The 21,321-nt window shown below is 46.6% G+C and carries 16 protein-coding genes; 2 read left to right on the forward strand and 14 right to left on the reverse strand.

Annotation, left to right across the window (positions count from 1 at the left end; all coding sequences use genetic code 11):
• The 9 genes from C400_RS26225 to ftsE form a co-directional block, all read right to left on the reverse strand.
• The coding region (locus C400_RS26225; RefSeq protein ID WP_232795356.1) for a helix-turn-helix domain-containing protein at positions 1-405 on the reverse strand (405 nt) is incomplete at its 3' end.
• A gap of 215 nt (positions 406-620) precedes the next feature.
• Positions 621-4,679 (reverse strand): glycosyl hydrolase, encoded by a 4,059-nt coding sequence (locus tag C400_RS0111560; RefSeq protein ID WP_017427072.1) that lies wholly within the window; start codon positions 4,677-4,679, stop codon positions 621-623.
• A 382-nt stretch (positions 4,680-5,061) separates the two neighbouring features.
• Positions 5,062-5,445, reverse strand: coding sequence for a hypothetical protein (locus C400_RS0111565; RefSeq protein ID WP_016822956.1), 384 nt, complete (start codon positions 5,443-5,445; stop codon positions 5,062-5,064).
• Between the two features lie 273 nt (positions 5,446-5,718).
• Positions 5,719-6,276, reverse strand: a complete 558-nt coding sequence (locus C400_RS0111570) for a class I SAM-dependent methyltransferase (RefSeq protein ID WP_016822955.1) — start codon at positions 6,274-6,276, stop codon at positions 5,719-5,721.
• A gap of 179 nt (positions 6,277-6,455) precedes the next feature.
• Positions 6,456-7,772 (reverse strand): PDZ domain-containing protein, encoded by a 1,317-nt coding sequence (locus C400_RS0111575; protein ID WP_017427073.1) that lies wholly within the window; start codon positions 7,770-7,772, stop codon positions 6,456-6,458.
• 164 nt (positions 7,773-7,936) lie between these two features.
• Positions 7,937-9,403 carry a S41 family peptidase gene (locus C400_RS0111580; protein ID WP_016822953.1) on the reverse strand — a complete coding sequence of 489 codons (1,467 nt, stop codon included), beginning with the start codon at positions 9,401-9,403 and terminating at the stop codon, positions 7,937-7,939.
• Positions 9,404-9,608: 205 nt separating this feature from the next.
• A complete protein-coding gene (locus tag C400_RS0111585; protein ID WP_016822952.1) occupies positions 9,609-10,892 on the reverse strand; it encodes a murein hydrolase activator EnvC family protein in 1,284 nt (427 codons plus the stop codon).
• Between the two features lie 83 nt (positions 10,893-10,975).
• Positions 10,976-11,893 (reverse strand): permease-like cell division protein FtsX, encoded by a 918-nt coding sequence (gene ftsX / locus C400_RS0111590; RefSeq protein ID WP_016822951.1) that lies wholly within the window; start codon positions 11,891-11,893, stop codon positions 10,976-10,978.
• Entirely contained in the window at positions 11,883-12,569 is a 687-nt protein-coding gene (gene ftsE, locus C400_RS0111595) for a cell division ATP-binding protein FtsE (RefSeq protein WP_007432660.1), read from the reverse strand. The genes ftsX and ftsE overlap by 11 nt, the downstream gene beginning before the upstream one ends.
• Positions 12,570-12,850: 281 nt before the next feature.
• On the opposite strand from ftsE, the gene C400_RS0111600 reads away from it, so the two are divergent.
• A complete protein-coding gene (locus C400_RS0111600; RefSeq protein ID WP_049885693.1) occupies positions 12,851-14,212 on the forward strand; it encodes a VanW family protein in 1,362 nt (453 codons plus the stop codon).
• 74 nt (positions 14,213-14,286) lie between these two features.
• Here the strand turns inward: C400_RS0111600 and C400_RS0111605 are convergent, their stop codons facing one another.
• The gene (locus C400_RS0111605; RefSeq protein WP_017427075.1) at positions 14,287-15,441 is read right to left on the reverse strand and encodes an S-layer homology domain-containing protein; all 1,155 of its coding nucleotides are present in this window, start codon (positions 15,439-15,441) and stop codon (positions 14,287-14,289) included.
• A gap of 263 nt (positions 15,442-15,704) precedes the next feature.
• Between C400_RS0111605 and C400_RS0111610 the strand changes: the two genes are divergently transcribed.
• Positions 15,705-16,493 carry an alpha/beta hydrolase gene (locus C400_RS0111610; protein ID WP_017427076.1) on the forward strand — a complete coding sequence of 263 codons (789 nt, stop codon included), beginning with the start codon at positions 15,705-15,707 and terminating at the stop codon, positions 16,491-16,493.
• A gap of 81 nt (positions 16,494-16,574) precedes the next feature.
• Here C400_RS0111610 and C400_RS0111615 read toward each other — a convergent pair whose 3' ends face one another.
• The 4 genes from C400_RS0111615 to C400_RS0111630 all read right to left on the reverse strand — a co-directional run bounded on the left by C400_RS0111615 (position 16,575) and on the right by C400_RS0111630 (position 21,302).
• Complete coding sequence (locus tag C400_RS0111615) at positions 16,575-18,209, reverse strand: glycosyltransferase family 39 protein (protein WP_016822948.1); 1,635 nt, start codon at positions 18,207-18,209, stop codon at positions 16,575-16,577.
• Between the two features lie 105 nt (positions 18,210-18,314).
• The gene (locus C400_RS0111620; protein WP_017427077.1) at positions 18,315-19,916 is read right to left on the reverse strand and encodes a glycosyltransferase family 39 protein; all 1,602 of its coding nucleotides are present in this window, start codon (positions 19,914-19,916) and stop codon (positions 18,315-18,317) included.
• On the reverse strand, positions 19,913-20,332 hold the full coding sequence (locus C400_RS0111625) for a GtrA family protein (RefSeq protein WP_013373353.1): 420 nt from the start codon (positions 20,330-20,332) through the stop codon (positions 19,913-19,915). Before C400_RS0111625 ends, C400_RS0111620 begins: the two co-directional genes overlap by 4 nt.
• Positions 20,295-21,302 carry a glycosyltransferase family 2 protein gene (locus tag C400_RS0111630; protein WP_017427078.1) on the reverse strand — a complete coding sequence of 336 codons (1,008 nt, stop codon included), beginning with the start codon at positions 21,300-21,302 and terminating at the stop codon, positions 20,295-20,297. The genes C400_RS0111625 and C400_RS0111630 overlap by 38 nt, the downstream gene beginning before the upstream one ends.
• Positions 21,303-21,321 lie beyond the last annotated feature (19 nt).

The following is a 21,321-nucleotide window of genomic DNA, read 5'->3' on the forward strand; positions in this document are numbered from 1 at the left end:
TTCAATTTTCCTTGTCCCTGCTTCGTGTAGTTCTTCTGCAAGCTCAAATATCGTCGGCACATAGGACAAGTCTTCTGTTAGTCTCGACAATACCTTTTGAATACACTCCTTCCTCCCCAACTCCACACAACGCAGTAAAAAAGGCTTGATCCGTTTCCAGTGCCCTTTCCCCTCGTAAAAACATTCATCTATGTATAACTCATACAACCAGCCTTCGGGATACCCCAATGCCTTGGTAATCAGGTCCATCTGACGAACCGAAATTGGCTTAGGTGGGTTACTGTTCAGCATAGTGCTAAATGTACCACGGTTAATTCCAGATATTTTACTGAAGCTGCTAAATGTATAGCCTCTCTGCTTGAGTTCGGTCTCTATCGTCGAGCGGATCGTAGGTGTATGTTCCATTTCAATCCCCCTCTTAACTGAAAAATATATTTTTCGTCTTTTCTAACATTATGAGGTAATTTTAGTTCGTGATTTCTTTAATCTGAATATAAAAGTCAAACATATCCCTTCCTTCATTATCCATTTTAAAGTTATAGAGGCTCTGTACAAAAAAAATGAGCAGAGGATACAATTCCCCTGCTCATTTCAGCAATGTTTTAGATCGAACATTTATCTTAATTAGCTGTCGGCTCGGTTCCCCAAACAAGTACGCCGTTATGATACAAGGTAACTTTAAGATGATCGGCAAATGAGGTTTGCGTGCCTTTATACGAATAATCGTCACTTTCGTTATAGTTCGACCAGTCTGTCTTATGAATACGGGTTTGGATATCGCCCGTGCTTCCTCCAGGTGCTAACACGCCTGCATCCGAATTGAAACTGACTTCCAAATAATAATCGGCACCGGTTTCAGCCTTCTCCATTTTAACCAGCTTACCGTTCAGCTTCGAGCAGCTCAGCGTCGCATAGTCGCAGTTGAAAGTCTGCTCACGGTCACCGTCGATTGTGTAGTAGTAGCGAATTTTCAACTCGTTGATCGGTACGGAGGTTGTGCCTTTGTTTACAATTTGGAATTGCGGATTGAGGTGATTATCGTTCACCTTAGTATCTGCTGTGCGATATTGGAGCAGCAGTCCCGTCGTCGGCTGTTGTGTATCCGCTTTTGGCGCTGCGCTAGCCGTGTTCGACAGCGTCTGGCCTGCATCATTCTTCGCTACGATTTGGTAGTAGTACGTCGTGTCCGCCGTTACAGCTGTGTCGGCGTAGCTGCTTCCGTACACATCGCTCGCTACGGTGGCGAACGCGCCGTTTTCAGTCGTCGAACGCTTCACTTCATAGCTTTTCGCATTCGCCGATGCTGTCCAGCTTAGCGATATTTTCGCCGTTTCACCCGCAGCGTTCAGCGTGAAGCTGCCCGGTACGGACGGCTGCTCAGTAATGCCATACGTTTTTAAGTTCGTTGGGAGCTCATCCAGCGTAATGACGTTCGGATGATTATACACTTTTTTCAGATGCTCAAGGCTGTTTTGTTTGCCGTCTCTCACAAAATCTCCATACCATGTAGCGAACCAGCTCCAATGAGCTTGATACGCCTTCATCAGATCTGGGTCCGGGATCGGTCCATTTTCGCTCATGGCAACTAGCTTTTTGTCCTTGCCCAATGCAACAAGGTCTTCGTATTTTGAAATTTGCGGGCTGTAATCACCTGCTTGCGGATAAGAGTCAAAGCTCAAAATATCCACATACTCGTCTCCCGGATACCAATCCGGAGCAACAGAATTCCATACCCAGATCAGATTGTTCAATTTGTGCACATTCGACAAACGGTCGTGCATTAAAATATACAGTTTTTTAACAGGCTCAGGACCTTTGGCGCCCCACCAGAACCATTTGCCTTCCGCTTCGTGCAAAGGACGGAACAGGACAGGAACCTTCGCATCCTGCAACTTCTTCAATTGCCCTGCAATCACATCGATGTCGCGAATAAGTAATTTATAATCTTCGGACTCTGGATGATTCATCGCATATTCTATATCGAATGTGGTCGAATCGGCATAGAAGCCTCTCCACCATTCTTTTCCCTGCGTATCGATCAGACCTTTCGGTGCGTTCCAGTGCCATGCAAAGGTAACGATGCCCCCTTGCTTATCCCATGCAATCGCCTTTTCTGCCTCTGTGGAATTAAGACCGTGTTCCGCTCTGCTTGGCGAATAGTCGATCAGGTCAAGCGCTGCAATCGCCGGCTTTTTACCTACATTGGCTTGAAGCCAATCAATTTCGTTTATTTCCTCTTGACCAGAGAGCATATTCTTCCCGTATTGATCAACCAGATAGTTCATCAATGCTTTTGCTTCTACCGTCGCATTCGGATTGGTAAGCGTTTTGGTTACCGCATGAGGTGGGCGGTCAGCGGCAGGCTCCAGTCTGACGTAGTCGATATCGTACCAGCCCCAGCCTGTTTCAAAACCGATCGTATTCGCGCCTGCATTCAACAGCACCTTGCCTCCGGAAGTTTCTTTAAAATCAGTCGTTTTCTTAAGCAACAGTTCGCCAAACGCTTTGCCGTTTAATGAGAAATTGGTGCGTTTGTCATCATGAGGAGAACGGTAGCCGATTGTAAGATTGTACAAGCCTGCCGTGGGAGCCTGAATCGTCATCGTCAGAGAATCCCCTGGATTGTGGAAATTCGTTACATAACCAGCACCGGAGTAGCCGGTCCCGCTGGATTCCACAATGGTTCCCTTCAGCGTGCCTTCTTCGGCTTCATAGCGAGCGGGACCGTTTACAGGCGTCTTCGGAACCGCTTTCAAAATATTAGATTCGCTCGATCCCTTATTGGTTTTGGCGGTTACTTTGTAATAGTATGAAGTACCGTTTGTTACGTTAGTATCCGTATAAGACGTTTCGACCAAGTTGGATGCTACAGCAGCGAAAGGGCCGTTTTCATCTGTTGCCCGCTGTACACTGTAACCTACAATTCCGCCGGAAGCGTCCCAGGACAAATGGACTTTCCCATCACCAGCCTCAGCTTTCAGCTTAAAGCTTTCAGGACCTTCCACTGGAGACGTGTCATTGCCAGTAGTCAGCACAATGTGATATGCCGTCAAAGGCGGTACGGTATAAGTAAAACGGTTGCCTGAAATTTGCGTGATTGGCGCTGCTTCTTTAATTTGCGAGCTGTTTTTATCGAACCCCCATACTTTACCGGAACTGTAAGTCTTCGCGCCGGAAAGATCAAATTGGGCGTCGAATGCGCTGTCCATGCTTTTATTCATGACAACGAGGTGCAGTTCTTTGTCGGATGCATTCGTTACGGAAGCGTGGACCGAGCTATTGACAATATCCGATGTTTGCGCACTAACACTGGTATCACCGAAAGTAGAGTTTTTTCCGTCATAATTGCGATAAAGCTTGTAAGCGGCACTAACGTAGTTGTTGACACCATCCTTTAGCTTCCAGTAGTTTGCCATATAAACATCATTTTTGCCCAAGATACCGAGCACATCGGTCATCGCAATCCCGCCGGAAATATCATTTTCGCCGCCATAGCTATACTCGGTCATTGCCAGCTTGGTTCCCGGATAATATTTATCCACCGACTGCTTCAATCGAGGTAGTATGGGCAAAAACTCGCTGTTCCATTGAGCGATCCAACTATCTTCCTTATAGGTTGGGTCCCACAAGGTGCGAGGTGCCTGCATTCTGGCTTTCTTCGTTTCGTCATTGCCTACCTCATTCGTAATTCGTATGCCTCCGCCCATCGCTTCGGGATACCAGTGTACGTCGAATACATCCAGCAATCTCTTGCCTTCGGCTTGCGAGCTAAGGCGCATTTGATCCAGGTAATAGTCTACGAACCAGCTATAATTGCCTTTTACAGAGTCCCAATCAGGTGCAGTTTGAAGATCTTTATAGGCGCCAAATCCGTAAAGAACCGGCCCAAAAATTTCTGCACCTGCGTCAATCGCTTTCACAGCTTTGGATAAACTGACTGACCGGTCTACCAACTCTTTCGCTCCGACTTTTTCACCATGAATGCGTGGATGCGTATGCGACCAGAGAGCGGGTTCATTGTCGAGGGCATATCCTTTCACACCCGCCTTTGTTGAAGCAGTGCCGTACTTGTTCACTAAAAAATGGACGAACTCATCCACATAGACCCGATTGTCATTCAGATCAGGCTGTAGTTGGAACGGTGTATTTTTGGCGTTTACGACCTGATTCCAACGAGCGGAAGGGGCCTTTTCGCTTTCCTGCACACTTCCGTTTCCATCCTTAGCCACATAACCGGCCATCGGCAACGTAACTAAAGAATAAGTGCCAAGCTTCAGCGATTGGTCATGAAACGAAGTCGTCACCGCTCCTGGCTTTTCACATTCGGCTTGTGTCAGGCCACCATTACTGCATAAATAGTTATCGCTAGATTGCTGCCAGTCACTTCCTGCATTGGACATGTTGTTTTCCCAGTTGTATCCGGTCATTCGATTGCCACCAAGTCGTCTGGCAGCCATATTTTCATCGCCTGTCAAATCCTGATTTGTACCATATATATAAGGGCTAATAGGCTTACGATCCTTGGATGTATCTACTTTAATAGTAATAGTCTTTGCCGTTTGACCGTGAACCACAGCTGGAGCAGGTAAAGCCCCCCCTACTATCATCGTGCAGGCCATGACGACAGGCAGCCATTTGGAACGTTTGAACAGAATACTACTACTATTTTTCGCTCTCATACCACTTTCCTCCTTTACATTTGAAAAGAGCAGCCCCATACAAGTACCGCTCCGGAACAGCATCGCCTTACTCTAATCCATAGATTCATTTTTTATAGATTTGTGCTGAAATTCCACCCATCGAAGCTCCAAGTATCTGGTTGATTACACTCTCCTCTCCGTCCGAAATTCAGAATTGCTCGGATCTTCAAATGTTGTAATACAGCTTTGCTATACGTTTTACCGATCAAATCTTCATATCGAACCATTTATGGGACGTAATGTCCATATTCTTAGATTATTCCAAATGGTTATATAGCAGAACATTGACTAGAGTTAACTTATTAAATAACTTTATAGCCTGAATATAAAAAAGCCCCTTAGCTAAGGGGCTTTTTTATCTCTACCGTACTTTGTCCTTTTGAATAAGTTCATAGTAGATCCGTGCTGGCTCGGCATCTCCAGTAGATAAAATGTATTCTGCTAAAGGTGCACACAGCTTTTGGAGATAGAAGGAATACAGCAGTTCGGCTGTGTCAAAATGAATGTTCAACACTCGTTTCATCAGTTCTTCAAATTTGTTATAATCCAGTTCTTCCGGGCTAATATCAAAGGGGTATTCTGGAAAGGCTTTTTTTTGAATCTCAACAAATTGATCCTTAAGTTTGGGTTGATTGCCTGATCGTGCAGCCGAAAAATTCATCATAAAAAAGGATACAAAATCTGTTTCACGGTCGCTTAACCCATAATACTCACACCAGCGCATGAACATCAGCGGTTTTACCATATATAAATCTCCTTTAACAAAAGTTCAGATTTATTATGAATCCTACAAAAGTCTAACAGGTTCCAACTTATGTAATATATAGGTTAAGCCCCATTTTAAAATATGATTCCTTAAATGAATTTTGCCATTTAACATAACCCTTATCTTAAATTTCCATAAAAGTAGACAACAAAAAAGACCGTTTCAACATCTTAATGATGCTGACCCAATCTTCTCATAATCATCCGTGTATGGATATTCGTATTTATTCTAATCTCCTACATAGCTGAAGGGTCACAGGCTGCAAGTAAACACATAGGCTGGCGGCACATTATAATTTACCTTTTTAATCTGGATATCTGCAAAGAAAGTACGGAAGAAATTGTGCTTAACTTTGCTATACTGGAACGTAATAAACTTGCCTTCTTGGCCTAACACCTCGGCCGTTTGTCCCAAAATGAGGCTGGATAACGCGGCGGGTAAGCTGGTGAAAGGAAGCCCCGATACGATATAATCCACCTTCGAGACTTGGTACTGTTCCATATACCGCGCTACATGCTCGGCCGATCCATGAATGATGTGTACCCTCTCCAGGTGACCATATTTGCTTTGTAATTTTTTATAAAACGATTCATTTGCCTCAATCACTAACAGTAGTGTATCTGGACGTTTGTTCAAAATCAGCTCCTGCGTAAACACACCGGTCCCTGCCCCATATTCAATAATGCACGAGGCTTTGTCAAAGTAAATCGGTGTCGCAATTTGTTTGGCCAGCTGTCTTGAACTGGGTATTACAGCGCCTACGCTGCGTGGGTGCCTGATGTACTCTCGAATAAAGTGAATCGCGTTCATCTTTTCCTCTCCCTGCTTGACACACATGATAGGCATTCGGTTCATCAATGTTTCCCATTACATTATTCATTGTATACCGATGAGAATATTCATTTCAAGCAGGCTGCTGTCGCCATATACAAAAGAGGGTAGCCTTATTCGATTCTAATCAAATAATGACTACCCTCTTGTTGTAATATCTATTGGTCCATGGTGTCCAAATGCGTACCCTCTGCCTTGGATGCCTGTCCTGCTTTGCGTCGTCGTGCACCTATGTGCATGGCCACAATTCGGTAGATGGAGGCCGGCTGTATGGATACAGCCCAGCCTGCGTCTGCATCAGGTGCAAGCACGACCCCTAACTGATGATGATCGCCATCGTACATGCCTCGCTGTACAAACTTGCTCTCCCCTTGCAGATTGCGTACCTCCAGCTTACAAAAAGCAGAGTTGATCCGCAAGGCCTGATGCAGCTCGGCACGGCTGTTCACAACCATGCCATTCACACGGTATATGGCCTCACCCGGCAGTATGCCCATAGCTGTCGCCGGACTATCTGGCAGCACAGCGAGAACACGCATCCCTTGCTCGGGATGTACAAACATCGGACTAAGACGGCTTTCCTCTATATTTCCGTACCAAATCAGCGCTTCATGGGCCAAGAAGGAGAATAACGCTGCCAGCAAGATTAGCGGACTCCACCAGGCCGCCAACAGGCTTAGCAGAAGCAAAGCCACACTGTACAGGAGCAATCGGTTCGAAGTAAGTACTGCCTTCTGTCGGGGTAGCTGGCCGAGCGTCACACTGCTAAAGCCCATCAGGACTGGCAGAGCTGCTAGCATATACCCTGTTCCGGCATCGCCGCCGAACAAAGGTGTCCAGGGAAGCATGAATCCTCCCTGAGCGGGTACCAGTAACAGTAATGGAATGGGCCAGAGATCTTCCATACGATAGCCACCAACCAATCTCCCCCGTTTGCCCTCGACGAACAGCGGAGTAGCTGCCTTTCCTCCTTGCCAGCGAACCAACAGCGCTTCAGCCACATGCAGTACAGCAACCAACACTAAGAGTGCTGGAATATCCAATCCACGGATAGCTGCTACCGATGTCCCGAGCACTCCCCCAGGCTGCCAGCCACTCGCTATGTTCAGAAAAAATTGAACTACACCTAGCAGACCAACCGAATAAGCAAGACACAGGTAACGGACGCGTACCAGCATGAGCAGTAATGTGGCTATCCACAGGCACACGATGGAAGTCGGGTTCAGATGCACGCTGATGAACATTCCTAGAACGGATAGTGCCATCCCGGCAAGCAAGCCACTCCATACGACACGCCAGGTCTCTGCAGCCCAGCTATGCATTCTAGTATGAAATAGCTTGCGCTCCAGTAGCATTTGCCGACGATAGCCAAGCGCGACAATGAGTATCGAGATATAATAAAACGGCTGCAAAAGCAGGTACAAGCAAGCATTCAAGACGCTCCATCCCCATTGTAATGCCCATTCCAAGTCCATTCACACTCCTTATGCCCCTGGTCCGCTGTATAGCGGAGCACGTACATTTCATATCCATTTATTTTATATGAAATTGCCAATGTAGGGAAGACAAACCGACAGACTGCAAATAAATCCCAATAAAAAAGGAGGCTGTTTCCAGCCCCCTTGTTGTAGCCTCACTATTATTTCGCTACGCCTGTCTTCATTTCCTTCCGAATCTCTTCAATCCCCTGCTTGAGTTGATTATCATTTTTCGGATCACGAATTTTTTCAATCAGCTTCGCTTCCATCGCTGATGCTGTCTTCGCATCAATGATGCCGTTAGCCGTCAGCTTCGCCTCTTTTTGGAAAGCCATAACAGAGCTTTCAGTCACTTTGTCAAAATAGCCGTCCTCGCGACCTGGTTTGTATCCCAAGCCTTGCAGAATGATTTGTGCATTTTTCACATCGCTGCTATTCATATTGTATTTCAAGGACTTTTCCTTGTTCAGCGGTGCTGCCGTAAAGTATTCAGGCTGGTCCACCGCGATGTCCGGCTTAATCCCTTTTTTATGAATCCATGTTCCATTTGGCGTTAGCCATTTGGCAATCGTGATTTTGAGCAGGCTACCGTCACCCATTTGCTTGTCATAGCTGGTTTGTACAGTACCTTTACCAAAGGAGTTTTCTCCGATCAACACTGCGCCAGCGGATTGCTGGAGAGCACCTGCCAGAATTTCGGACGCACTTGCGCTACCTTTATTCATGAGCAAAGTCACCGGATAATTTTTGCGTGAACCTTTGGACTTCTCTTCCTCACGCTTCTGATTTTTGTCTTCCACTTGTACAATCGTTTTACCGGAAGGTACAAATTGCTGTGCAATATCAATGACAACAGAAAGTACCCCACCTGGGTTATTACGCACGTCAATGACGAGTCCCTTAAGCCCTTGTTTTTCCAGCTTGGCTAACTCTTCCTTGAAACGTTCTGCCGTATTTAAGGAGAACTGGGTGATCGTAATGACGCCTACTCCATCACTTTCCATATGAGCCGTTACAGTTTCCATATCAATGTTGTCACGGGTAATCGTGTATTCGAGTGGATCAGGAGAACCGTTACGCTGAATTTTGACTTTTGCCTGACTGCCCTTTGGTCCACGAATTTTGGAAACGGCCTTGTTCAGATCCAAACCGTCCAGTGTTTCACCGTTAACAGACAATATAATATCCTTAGCGCGTAGACCCGCCTTTTCAGCCGGAGATCCTTTAATTGGTGTGACTACGACTACTTTCCCATTTTCAGCCGCTACTTCGGCTCCAATCCCGGTAAAAGAGCCTTCTATGGATTGCTCGAACTGTTGTGCAGTTTCTTTACCCATATAAGAGGAATACGGATCGCCAAGCGACTCCATCATTCCATTGATGGCGCCATCCACCAGCTTGGTGCGATCCACATCCTGATAATATTGTCCCTGGATTAGGTCCATCGCTGTCTCAATTTTGCGGATATCACTTCTGGAGGAGGAACTACTCCCCGTTACACTCGCCAGCAGTCCTTCGCCCAGAGCGCTATTCCCTACTGTGGTTGTTCCAGTATAAGCAAAAGTGAGCAGACTGCCGCCAAGCAGCCCGATCACCATCAAGAGTACCGCTGTACTTTTCTTCAACATCTAATCGTCCACCGCCTTCTCTTTATCTTGTATCCTATTTCCCTCACAACGCATCCATTCACGAAGTATACGTTTAGCTTGTACGGAATATGTTAATTGTATCCTACTCCGTGTTTCAATGCACATGTTCTTCATTGGATATGAACCATTAAAGCAAAACCCTATCTACAACCGGATTGGTTACAAATAGGGCTTACCTTATCTATTATAAATAGTTCATCGGATTTACAGGTTTGTTATTCTCGCGCACTTCAAAATGACAGTGAGGTCCTGTGGAATTCCCCGTCGAACCCACTTCCGCAATTTTTTGACCGCGTTTCACGGTTTGCCCCGTATGAACCACCGTACCGCCGTTGCGAATATGTCCGTATAGGGTCCATAGTCCGTCTCCGTGGTCAATGACAACCGTGTTCCCATATCCGCTCCACCATTCAGCAACAATGACAACACCGTCCTCGGCTGCATGAATGTCGGTTCCCTGCGGAGCCGCCAGATCAATACCTGTATGGCCTTTAAGCTTGCCGGTTATCGGATGTACCCGCATGCCAAAAGTAGATGAGAGTCGGTAATGGGCTACAGGCGTAGCCAAAGTACCTGATCCGCCCGTATACGTACTGGCTGCCGTATGGCTGGAATTCGAGGCGGCGCCTGAGGATGAAGATGCAATTCGCTTGGCTGCAGCAGCACGTGCAGCTGCTCTAGCGCGTGCTGCTTTGGCAGCCTGCTCCGCTCTGAGCTTGTTCTTCTCCTGCACCAGCGCCACACGTTTGTTCGCGAGGGCTACCAGCATATCGTTTTGCTCTTCACTAATTTCATCCGATTCAGCAATATCATGATCGTAGTTGGCAATCAGTCTTTGCTTCTCTTTTTCCTTCGAATTCAATTGAGCTTTGGCGTCCTGCTTGAGCGCATACAGCTTCTTGGCATTTTTATATTCCGTATCAAGCTGCTTTTTCTTGCTAACGACCAGAGCCTTGTCCTTTTTATGCTCGTCCAACAGAATTTGGTCCTGCTCCACGATCGTTTTCAGGGAATCTACCCGACTGAGAAAATCACTAAAGCTGGTCGAAGACATAAGCACGTCCATATAGGAGACCGTTCCATCCGTATACATGAGACGCACACGAGTTTCCAGCATTTTTTCCCGCGAATTAATGCGATCAATTGCTTCGGCCAAATCTTTTTTAGTCGCACGCAGATTATCTTCCGTTTGATCGATCTGAACCGCTACACGAGTCAGCTGATCACTGACGCTGTTAATTTGAGCAAGTACCGTTTTCAGGTTTTGTACGGTTTTATTTTTGTAATGTTGAGCATACTGTTTATCTTGAGCAGCCTTTTGCTGCTGTTGCTTGGCAGATTTGGCTTGCTTTTCTAATTGGTTCAGTTGCGAATTGATCTCACTCACGCTTTTGGCATATCCGTCAGAAGGCTGGATTAGCAATGCAGCTACCAACGTAGCAGCCAACACAGATCCTATTTTTTTCAACTTGCACTCCCCATCCTTTATCGCAAAATAACACCGGGCTTCCCCGTTCTATTGAATGACTACGACGTTCCACCAAATGCTTCTTAGACTTTCAAGAACTTGCGCATGGACAGGGTACTGCCAATAATTCCGACCAGCATCCCCAAAATAACCAGCAATGCACTCAGCTGAATCCAAATGCCTTCAAGCGGCATAAGCTTCAACATATTGAGAGCGATATCTCCCTGAACGGCTGTCAGCAAACGCTGATAGCCTGTAAATAAAATTCCTACAGTAATAAGAGAACCAATAAGACCAATAAGCGCGCCTTCGATAAAAAACGGCCATCGTATGAAAAAGTTGGTCGCACCGACCAGCTTCATAATGCTGATTTCTCTGCGTCGTGCCAATATCGTTACTCGAATGGTATTCGATATCAAGAACATAGACATGATCGCCAGTCCGGCGACGAATATAAAACCAACATTGCGGATCAGCTTAGTAATGGTAAAGAGCGTCTCTACAGTGCCTTTGCCGTAACGAACCTTTAAGATCGGTTTTTCGGGATGCAATGTATTCAGCTTCTCAATCTTCTCGGCCACAAATGGAACCGTCGTTGGTTCAATAACCTCTACCACGATTTTGTCCGGCAGTGGATTGCTGTCCTTGTCAAAACCCTCCAGCAGATCCTTGCCACTGTCTCCCAAATCTTTGCGAAGCTCCTCCAAACCTTGAGCTTTCGTCACAAAGGTCGTTTTGCTGATCTCCGGCATTGCCGCGATTTCCTTTTGCAGTGTTTCACGCATGCTCTGATCGACATTGAGCTCCAGAAATACGTTAACTTCCACCTGACTATCTGCTTGATCAGCCAAGGAGTTGACGTTAAGCACCAGCATAATAAACACGCCCAGTATGAGCAGTGACACAATAATTGAGGTGACGGATGCTACGGACATCCAGCCATTGCGGAATATGTTTTTGAAACCTTCCCGCATATGACGCAAGAAGGTATTAAAAGTCATATCCGTACTCCCCTCTTACCTGGTCTCTTACGATATTGCCATTTTCGATGGCAATGACGCGTTTACGCATGGAGTTCACGATGTCCTTATTGTGTGTCGCCATCACAATGGTCGTACCCCGAAAATTAATTTCATCCAGCAACTGCATGATCTCCCACGATGTTTCGGGGTCCAGATTCCCCGTCGGTTCATCAGCAATGATGACCGAGGGATTGTTCACGATGGCCCGTGCAATTGCTACACGCTGTTGCTCCCCACCAGAAAGCTGGGCAGGCTCACGATTCATTTTTTCTTTCAAGCCAACCAATTCGAGCACTTCTGGAACCCGCTTGCGGATCAGCTTCTTGGGAGCCTCTATAACTTCCATAGCAAAAGCCACATTTTCATAGGCTGTCAAACGCGGCAAAAGCCGGAAATCCTGAAAAATGACTCCGATGTTACGACGAACGTAGGGAATTTTGCGCTGCTTGAGCTTCCCAATATTAAAACCATTGACTGAAATTTGTCCCTTGGTCGGTACTTCTTCTCTATAAATAAGCTTCATAAAAGTCGATTTCCCCGCTCCAGACGGGCCGACTACGTATACGAATTCATTACGGTCAATTCTGACCGATACTCCTTGAAGTGCGTGGGTCCCGTTCGTATAGGTCTTCCACACATCCTGCATTTCAATCACTCGATCACTTCCCGCTGCTTAATCATGTTACGTATAACCTAGTATCCATTCGACATATTCCATGCATTTCCTTTAAAAACTTCTGTATTTCATCATACCGTTTATCATTGTAACAAATTTGTTACCTAAATAGTACCGAAAGTTTTCTGCTTTTGGCACATATATATGAATATTATGGCACACGAAATGCTATCAAGCTTATCAGACAGGAGACATCTGCATTATGAAAAAAAATTCATTTATCTGTCATTTGGATATGGTCTGGTGTTCTGGCGCTGGCTATGCTGTGGGGAGGACTTCATCTGTACGCCGATAGACAAACACTACCAGAGGGAGTGCGGATCGGAGGAGTCAACGTAGGCGGCATGGATAAAACGGACGCTCTTCGACTGGTGGAGAAAAAACTGGATGCATTGAAGCAGCGCCCTCTGCTCTTCACGGACAGTGACAGCAGTGCACAGGATATAAAGCTAACACTCGGGGAAGCAGGGTTCAGTTATAAAGCGGAGGCATTCCGAAATGCGGTAAAGGCACTCAGCGCGAAGCATCTATGGACTCGCGTACAGACACGTTTTAGCTTCGAGAAGGAATGGTCTATCACACCTTTCCAGCAAGAGAAGATCTTAAAATCCCAATTTGGAGCTGATTGGGAGGAACAACGATACGGCATGCCTATCAATGCGGTGCGTCAGATTGATGCAAACGATCAGGTTCGTTATATTCCGGGGCGCTCTGCCCGGCGCTTGGATTGGCCCAAACTGGACGTCGTAATGAAGCAGGCACTCCCCAAGGATTTTACGGCTTTCGAGGAGCCGATCCGAGTGGAATTACCGTTCCACCAGTTGGAGCCGAAAATTACGGTCGACAGGCTGCGCAGCGAAGGTATAGAGCGTAAAATTACCCAATTTTCCACCAGTCTCGGCAGTAGCTCGAAAGGACGTGTGTATAACGTTAATTCGGCGGCAAGCACCGTTGATGGTTTAATTCTCAAACCAGGTGACATATTTGACTACGGCCAGGTGATTGCCAAGGCTGAGCGCACCCATGGTTTTCGTGAGGCTCCAGTAATCGTGAACGGACGGCTGGAGTCCGGCATTGGCGGTGGGATTTGTCAGGTATCCAGCACGGTCTATAATGCAGCGCTGCGAGTCGGCTTGGACATTGTCGAACGCCGCAACCATTCCCTGCCAGTCAGCTATCTGCCCAAAGGCCAGGATGCGACCTTTGCTACAGGATCCATTAATTTTCGTTTTAGAAATAATACCGGCAAACATTTGCTCCTACGTGCCGCGGTCCAAAATCGAACGCTTACCGTCAAAATTTTTGGTACATTCCCATCCAATATTGCGTATGAGCTTGAATCTCACACCGTTCGCGTACTCCCCATACCCGTAAAGAGAATACGTAACGACTCACTCCCCTCCGGCTTCTATCAAGTCATTCGGCAGGGGAAAGAAGGGTATGTGGTAGAGACTTTTCGAATAAAAAAGGTAGATGGAAAACCCGTCGAGCGCACCCGAATCAGCCGCGATACGTACCGAGCGCAGCAGCGCATTATAGCTAGTTATGGCGGTAGCACATCGTCTGAGCCACAAACACGCGAACTGGAGAAACCTATTGTGGAAGATGGAATAAGCGAATAAACGAAAAAATCCCCCTTCACTACTGGCTGGATTGGTTCCAGACAGAGTGAAAGGGGGTTTTTTTTGTTTCTAAATTACTCGCTGCGTTTACTCAAAACCGAGATTTCTACAGGCTCACTTTCATGGCCGTCTGTATCTTTAGCTTTGATCACCAGTCTAACTGTCGCTTTTTGAGTAAGCACACTGATGCTAAATGTGCCGTCATCTTTGGCTACTGCACTGCCGATAGGCAGATCGTTGGAATAGGCAGTTACTGTGGAACCCGCTTTTGCTGTTCCTGTAATTGTACCTTCACCATCGTACACATCGTTGACTTTCAGTGTATTCGAGGTAGCATCCGCGTCAGTAGCTGTGTCTGTAGTCGTATCGGTATTTGTAGTTGTCTCTGTGCTTGTCTCTGTTGTTGTAGAGTTGTCCGTAGTAGTTGTACTATCTGTGCTAGTACTTGTGCTGCTATCTTCTGTTTCACTGTCAGAAGTAGTCGACGTATTACCGTAAGTGGAATTGGTCACGTTACTGTATGTGGAATCCGTTACCGTTCCGCCAGGAGTCGTCGTCAGATTATCAACAGGGCTCAGGTTATAACCGGATGCAGCATCCAGAATAGCAACCGCCTCTGCACGAGTCAGCGGCTTCAGTGGCTGGAATTTACCATCCGGATAACCGTTGATGATTTTTTGCTCCGCAACAGCCGCTACACTTTTCTTCGCCCAAGATCCGATTTTGTCGGAGTCAATGAATTTAGTAACATCTGCTGCGTTACCCGCAGTCAGCCCAATAGCTTTGCCAATAATCGCAGCTGCTTCCTGACGTGTTACCTTACCATTTGGTTTGAGCTTGTTATCTGCATAGCCGCTTATGTAGCCTGCATTTACGGCACTTGTCAGTTCGTTGTATGCCCAGTGGGATGCCGGAACATCTGTGAACGTTCTGCTTCCATTACCGTTAATTTTCACACCACCTGCATACGTTACGTCTGTCACTGCTGGAAGTTCCTGTGTGAACGTTCCCAAGCTGCGGTTCAGAAGAACGATAAATTCTGCGCGTGTGATCGCCGCATCCGGTTTTACCGCCCCATCCAATTGCCCTGTAGCTGACCAGCGTTGCACCTGATCTCCCGCCCAATGGCCGCTTGTAGTTTGAGGAGCAGCTGCCGCTGCGCTGAATGCGCTAAGAATAAGACCTGTACTCAGTACACCTGTAATTGTGGTTCTTAACTTTTTCCCCATGCTATAAATTCCTCCCTCAGATTGGATTCATCAATCTTTTTTAAACACTTTACCAGAAATCAAACCCAAATAACCCCTAAATTAAAAAAATCGTCCCATATAACCATGCCCCCTCCTAATGTAGGATAAATAAGAAACAGGACTTAATGCCTAGTTATTCACTTGGATATGTATATTTGGACAGGTTAAAGTATAATGAATGAATAATCAGTAGGCTGGAACAGGTCAAAGAGATTGCAACCCCTAGGAAAAGAGGTTTTCTTATGGCACTTATTCAATGTCAGTTTTACTCGGAAGTTCTTGGTCTAAGCACATCCATGAATGTTATTCTTCCGCAGGCAACCCGCTCACAGATTGGAATGGAGGGCAAGCAAGGAACAGGGCCACATCCGACACTGTATTTACTGCATGGCCTGTCGGACGATGATTCAACCTGGCTGCGTCGAACCTCGATTGAACGCTACGTCGCCTCTATGGGCCTAGCCGTCGTCATGCCCCAGGTACATCGGAGTTTCTATACGAATATGGAGCAAGGAGCGGCTTATTGGACCTTTATTAGTGAAGAATTGCCGGCTTTGGCACGTTCATTCTTTCCTCTGTCGGACAAACGTGAAGACAATTTTGTAGCTGGTCTTTCTATGGGGGGGTATGGTGCCTTCAAACTGGCACTCCAGCACCCAGAACGCTTTGCAGCCGCTGCCAGTCTTTCGGGGGTTATGGATTTACACGCATCCCGTACCGATCCTATGCAAAATGCCATGAGTCCAGCGGAATGGCTTAACATTTTCGGGCCAGATGAAATACGCGGAACAGATCACGATTTGCTGGAGCTGCTACAACGTCATACCACCGCGGGGAGCTCACTCCCCCGACTCTACCAATGCTGCGGTACGGAAGATTTCTTATATAAGGGAAATCAGACTTTTCGTGAAACATGCACCTCTCTTGGAGTTCCGCTGACCTACGAAGAAGGTCCTGGAACTCATGAATGGGGATACTGGGACGCGAAAATTCAGGATGTACTGGCATGGCTACCGCTTAAAGGGCACTAAACAGGCAAAAAAATCCCCGCATCCTTCCTCCTCGCACCATGCGAAGGGAATAGGCTCCAGGGATTGTTGTTATGCCTATCATCAGGGATTAGTCGTTGTCTCCGTCGTTGGAGATCCATTAGTTAGTGCCTTAGGCAACACTTTATACAGGCGCCACTCGCCGTTGAACTCACGTTCAAGCTGAACCCATGGGGCACCATGCTCATATAAATTCGGATATACCATATTAATCTTACTCAGCGGCATGCCTGACATAATCTTAGGTACAAGGATATAGTCCACATGATTGTCCTGCGGATAACTTAATGCTTTATTGAACGCATAATCACTGGTGATCAGAAAACGTTTGGGATATTGGCTGTAGACGATCATCGTGTAGGCTGAAGCCGAATCTGTCATAATGGTAGACTTCGGCAGATGCTCATCCAGCCAAACGGCAATCTTACGATCTGATTCTTGTCTCACATAGTTTACATTCCCCGTGCGTGTGAGAAAGCTATTCTCATCCGGTGCAATATCCGGGCGAGTCAACGCATAGGAGAGTAATCCAGCGGTAAGTAGCAGACTGACGGACACTAGACCAAAGGCCGCCCTCCGCCAACGTCCCTGAAGCTGGCTCAACTCATAAGGCAACCAGGCTACGGTAATTGGGAATACATACATAAAGTAGCGGAACCAACCGTACGAGGATTGCCGCATCATAAGTAAAAACTGCAAGCCTGGTACAGACAGGAACAATAACAAAATAATCAAGGTTCCCCACCGGAACAAGCGTCCACTCAACAGACGAATGAACAAAATAGCAAACAACGGTACAGAATACCAGATAGTTTTGGATGCAATAAACTTCAAAGCCACCAGCGGATTGGAGAAAATCTCTACAAATTTATCATCATTCAGCAGCTCTGCCGATTGGGCCGTGTTCGAGTACTCTGAATTCAGGAAATAAAAAGCGTTCCCCATAATAAGATAGTTAAAGAAAATCCACAACAGCCCGGAAAAGACCACGGGGAGCAGAAGAAGCAACCAGGTTGCCTCGACTTTATGCAGCTTTTCCCGCAGGGCCAGTTCACGTCTACCCAAGTTGCGATGAAGAAATAAAATCGCCAAGACCACGCCAACAGCCATGGCCACGCCCAGAGGCACCGCTTCATAACGAGTCCAGAACGCCATGGCAAGTGCTAACCCAGAAACAATCAGACTTGCCGTCATGCGGTCCTTGAGCCACAGCGCAAATTCAATCACCGTCATCATAATGAAATATATGTATAACGAATCGCTTAGACCGTTGGCACCAAATAGTAAAATAAACGGATTCAGTGCATACAACAAAGCCAGCAGCATGCTCATGCTAGAGCTAATCCCTGTTCTGACACCCGCCCGATATAGCAGCATAGCGGTCAAAGCAGAAAAGGTAGCACTCAGAATAACAGCAGCCAATCCATAGGAGGCTAATGCCGGAAAGATTGGATACAGCAATAGAATCACCATTTCCAGAAGACTGGGTAGTGGATTCCAAATAAATCCGATAGCGCCCAGATGCGGGTCGCGGCTGTACAGCACATAAAATGCGTTAGCTACCCGACTGAGCGCGTCTGTGTGCATATATCCCAGAACATAGCTGAAATAGATGCCCGCAGATAGCTCCAATGCAAGTATAAACACAAACAGACCTATAGCCATCCATCTGCTTGCAGACCATTTGCGAAAGGACATTCCTCTCGTTCCCCCTCAAACTTCTTGCGGTGGTGCAGCTGTAGGGAGCTTACGCCCTCCAGCTGTATCCTTCCCTCCGCTACGATGCACTAAAATACAATAAAATTATTGCAGTTCTTCATGCTCTATCTTGTACAATCGCCACTCCCCGTCAAAATCATGCACCAACGTGGCCCATGGCGCCCCCTTTTCAAACAGATCAGGATAGTTCCGGTTCACCTGATCCAGCGGTACCCCTTCTACCAAGCGCGTAACCAAAACATAATCCACCTTGGAAGCGGGCAGATCCGTTAAAGATTTCCCAAAATCATAATCACTCGTTATCATAAACTTCTTCGGCATTTTACTGCTCAAAATAATCGGATAGGCCGTATAAGAATCTGTCAAAATGAGAGATGAACCATAATGTTTATCCAGCCATGACCCTATTTTCCGTTCAACAATTTGTCGAGTATAGCTTTCATTGCCACTATGCGTCAGATAGCTATGCTCATCCGCCGCAATCGCGGGATTCGTCAGTGCGTAGGATAACAAGCCTGCTGTTGCCAACATTCCTGCCGTTACCAGTGAGATTCCGATCCCCCGCATTTTCCCCTTCAACAGACTAAGCTCATACGGCAGCCAAGCAACCGTAATCGGGAATACATACATAAAATATCGGAACCAGCCAAACGAAGAATGCTTAAGCATCAGTAAAAGCTGGAGCCCAGGTACTGATAAAAAAATAGCCAGCAGCGTTAATGTGCTCCAACTCCACAGACGTTTGTCCAATAGGCGTATAAGCAAAACGGCAATCAACGGAGCCGCATACCATAAGGTCCGTTGCCCGACAAACTTTAGCATCAGCATAGGGTGAGCAAACATTTCTACAAAGCGTTGATCCTCCAGCAAAGCCGCTGATTGTGTGGAATTGGAATATTGCGAGCGTAAAAAGTAAAGCGGGTCGCCCATGATAATCCAGTTAAAAAAGAGCCACAGCAAACCGGAAAAGACAAGCGGCAGCAACAATAGAAGCCATGTCGCTTCTACCTTGTACAGGCGCTCTTTTAAAGACAATTGCGTTTTAACGTTCTCTCTGTTTGTACGCCACCGATGCAGAAAAAAAATCGTCAGTAATACGCCCAAAGCCAGCGCAACCCCCAGTGGGACTGCTTCGTAGCGAACCCAAAATGCCAATGCAAGCGCAAAACCGGATACGATCAAATTCGCCGCCTTGCGATCCTTAAGCCACATACAGAATCGACTCACTGTCAACAGGATAAAAAAGATATAGGGCGAGTCACTCAAGCCGTTGAAGCCAAACAGAAACATAAACGGATTCAGTGAAAATAACAGCGCAATTAGCAAACTAGTTACACCGTGAAGCCCTAGTTCTTTTCCCGTCCCGTACAATAATGCTGTACTCGCCCCAGCAAACAGGCTGCTCACAATCACTGCTGCCAGCCCGTGGGAAGCGAGTGCGGGAAACAATGGATAGAACAACAGTACAATGAGTTCCATCAAACTCGGTAGTGGATTCCACACAAACCCAATAGCACCCAAATGCGGGTCACGACTATACAGTACATAAAATGCATTCGCTACTCGACTGAGCGCATCGGTATGCATATAGCCAAGATGCCATGCAAAATAAACACCCACGGCTAATTCTAGAGCAGCAATACAAGCAAACAATGACAACAACTTTCCATGTTTCCTTACGATCATGAAACCTCTTTCTGACGCTGTTGCGGAACGGAGAAGATCCAATAGCGGTTCCAGATATAATTATGAACTGGCACGATGATGGTAGTTAAGACTTCACCGATCAGATACGACCAACCAATCCAGTGAATGGTTACGTACATCAGAGCGGCATTCAGGAGCAAGCCGCAGGTGCAGACCAATAAATATTTAAGAAACTGAGTGCGGCTCCCTTCGCCGGTAGGCTCGAACGTCCAGTTACGATTCAGCACATACGAAACGAGCAACGTAACGATAAAGCCTATGGTAGTAGCCGTTACTGCAGGTATTGCAAACAGCTCCACCAGCAGCACAAGTACACCGACGTGAATGCCTGTACCCAGCAGTCCGACAATACCGTATTTAATGATTGGATACTTTAGATACGAACGTCTGATCATGTTGATTAAACTCCCTATCCACCCACAGTCGGTCAGCATTCGCCCGTTTATCTGCAATTAGATAACGGGGTCTGGCTTTGACTTCGTGATATATGGCGGCAATATATTCTCCTACCACTCCAATCGACAGCATAAGTACACTACCGATAATCAAAAGCAGTAAAATGACAGTGGTAAACCCGGTCACAGCGTCACCCGTTATTTTGTGCATTAAGGTTTGAATCCCCAACACGACCGAAATCAGCATGAAAATGAGACCCATTAAACTCACTACCCGCAAAGGTACCGTCGAAAACGAAACGATCGCTTCCGCAGCCAATCGAAATAGGCCTAACGGACTCCAGCGGCTTGGACCCTCTTCTCGTGGAGCCACCCGGAATGTAATCTGGGTTTTACGAAAACCGAGCCAGGCGGTCATCCCGCGAAAAAACGGCATGCGCTCTGGCATCGCCATCCAGGCATCCACCACTCTTCGATCCAGCAGCTTATAATCGGAGGCATCCTTTAGATTAAAGCCCGTCAAACGATTCAAGGTTGCATAGAACAAAGAAGCTCCGAGCTTTTTGCCTACAGACTCTTCTCCCCGAAATTCTTTCACACATTCAACTAAATCATAACCTTCATTCTGCCATAAACGCACCATTTCCCCGATCATCTCAGGAGGATGCTGCAGATCACCGTCCATGACAATGATCGCATCGCCAGATGCATTTTCCAAACCTGCGCATAACGCCAGCTCCTTACCAAAATTCCGACTCAGCCGGAGTGCGAGCAAAGAGGGCATACGACGGGACAATTCGGACAACTTGAGCCACGTATCGTCTTTGGAACCATCATCTACAATAATAAGCTCATAACGTGAGGTGACAACAGACAGCACCCCATCGATCACCTTAAGTGAACGCTCAAGGTGTGAGCCTTCATTGTACATAGGAATGACGACGGATAAAAAAGGATTTTTGGTCTCCATTCTTGCTCCTTCTTTCTTC

It is taken from the genome of Paenibacillus sp. ICGEB2008, from assembly GCF_000307675.1.
GTDB lineage: Bacteria > Bacillota > Bacilli > Paenibacillales > Paenibacillaceae > Paenibacillus > Paenibacillus polymyxa.

Excerpts from the sequence above, each read along its gene's own strand:
- C400_RS0111630 (WP_017427078.1), bottom strand. The coding sequence starts at position 21,302 with ATGGAGACCAAAAATCCTTTTTTATCCGTCGTCATTCCTATGTACAAT.
- C400_RS0111560 (WP_017427072.1), bottom strand. The coding sequence starts at position 4,679 with ATGAGAGCGAAAAATAGTAGTAGTATTCTGTTCAAACGTTCCAAATGG.
- ftsX (WP_016822951.1), bottom strand. The coding sequence starts at position 11,893 with ATGACTTTTAATACCTTCTTGCGTCATATGCGGGAAGGTTTCAAAAAC.
- C400_RS0111615 (WP_016822948.1), bottom strand. The coding sequence starts at position 18,209 with ATGTCCTTTCGCAAATGGTCTGCAAGCAGATGGATGGCTATAGGTCTG.
- C400_RS0111575 (WP_017427073.1), bottom strand. The coding sequence starts at position 7,772 with ATGGACTTGGAATGGGCATTACAATGGGGATGGAGCGTCTTGAATGCT.
- C400_RS0111580 (WP_016822953.1), bottom strand. The coding sequence starts at position 9,403 with ATGTTGAAGAAAAGTACAGCGGTACTCTTGATGGTGATCGGGCTGCTT.
- C400_RS0111565 (WP_016822956.1), bottom strand. The coding sequence starts at position 5,445 with ATGGTAAAACCGCTGATGTTCATGCGCTGGTGTGAGTATTATGGGTTA.
- C400_RS0111605 (WP_017427075.1), bottom strand. The coding sequence starts at position 15,441 with ATGGGGAAAAAGTTAAGAACCACAATTACAGGTGTACTGAGTACAGGT.
- C400_RS0111620 (WP_017427077.1), bottom strand. The coding sequence starts at position 19,916 with ATGATCGTAAGGAAACATGGAAAGTTGTTGTCATTGTTTGCTTGTATT.
- C400_RS0111625 (WP_013373353.1), bottom strand. The coding sequence starts at position 20,332 with ATGATCAGACGTTCGTATCTAAAGTATCCAATCATTAAATACGGTATT.
- C400_RS0111610 (WP_017427076.1), top strand. The coding sequence starts at position 15,705 with ATGGCACTTATTCAATGTCAGTTTTACTCGGAAGTTCTTGGTCTAAGC.
- C400_RS0111600 (WP_049885693.1), top strand. The coding sequence starts at position 12,851 with ATGCTGTGGGGAGGACTTCATCTGTACGCCGATAGACAAACACTACCA.
- C400_RS0111570 (WP_016822955.1), bottom strand. The coding sequence starts at position 6,276 with ATGAACGCGATTCACTTTATTCGAGAGTACATCAGGCACCCACGCAGC.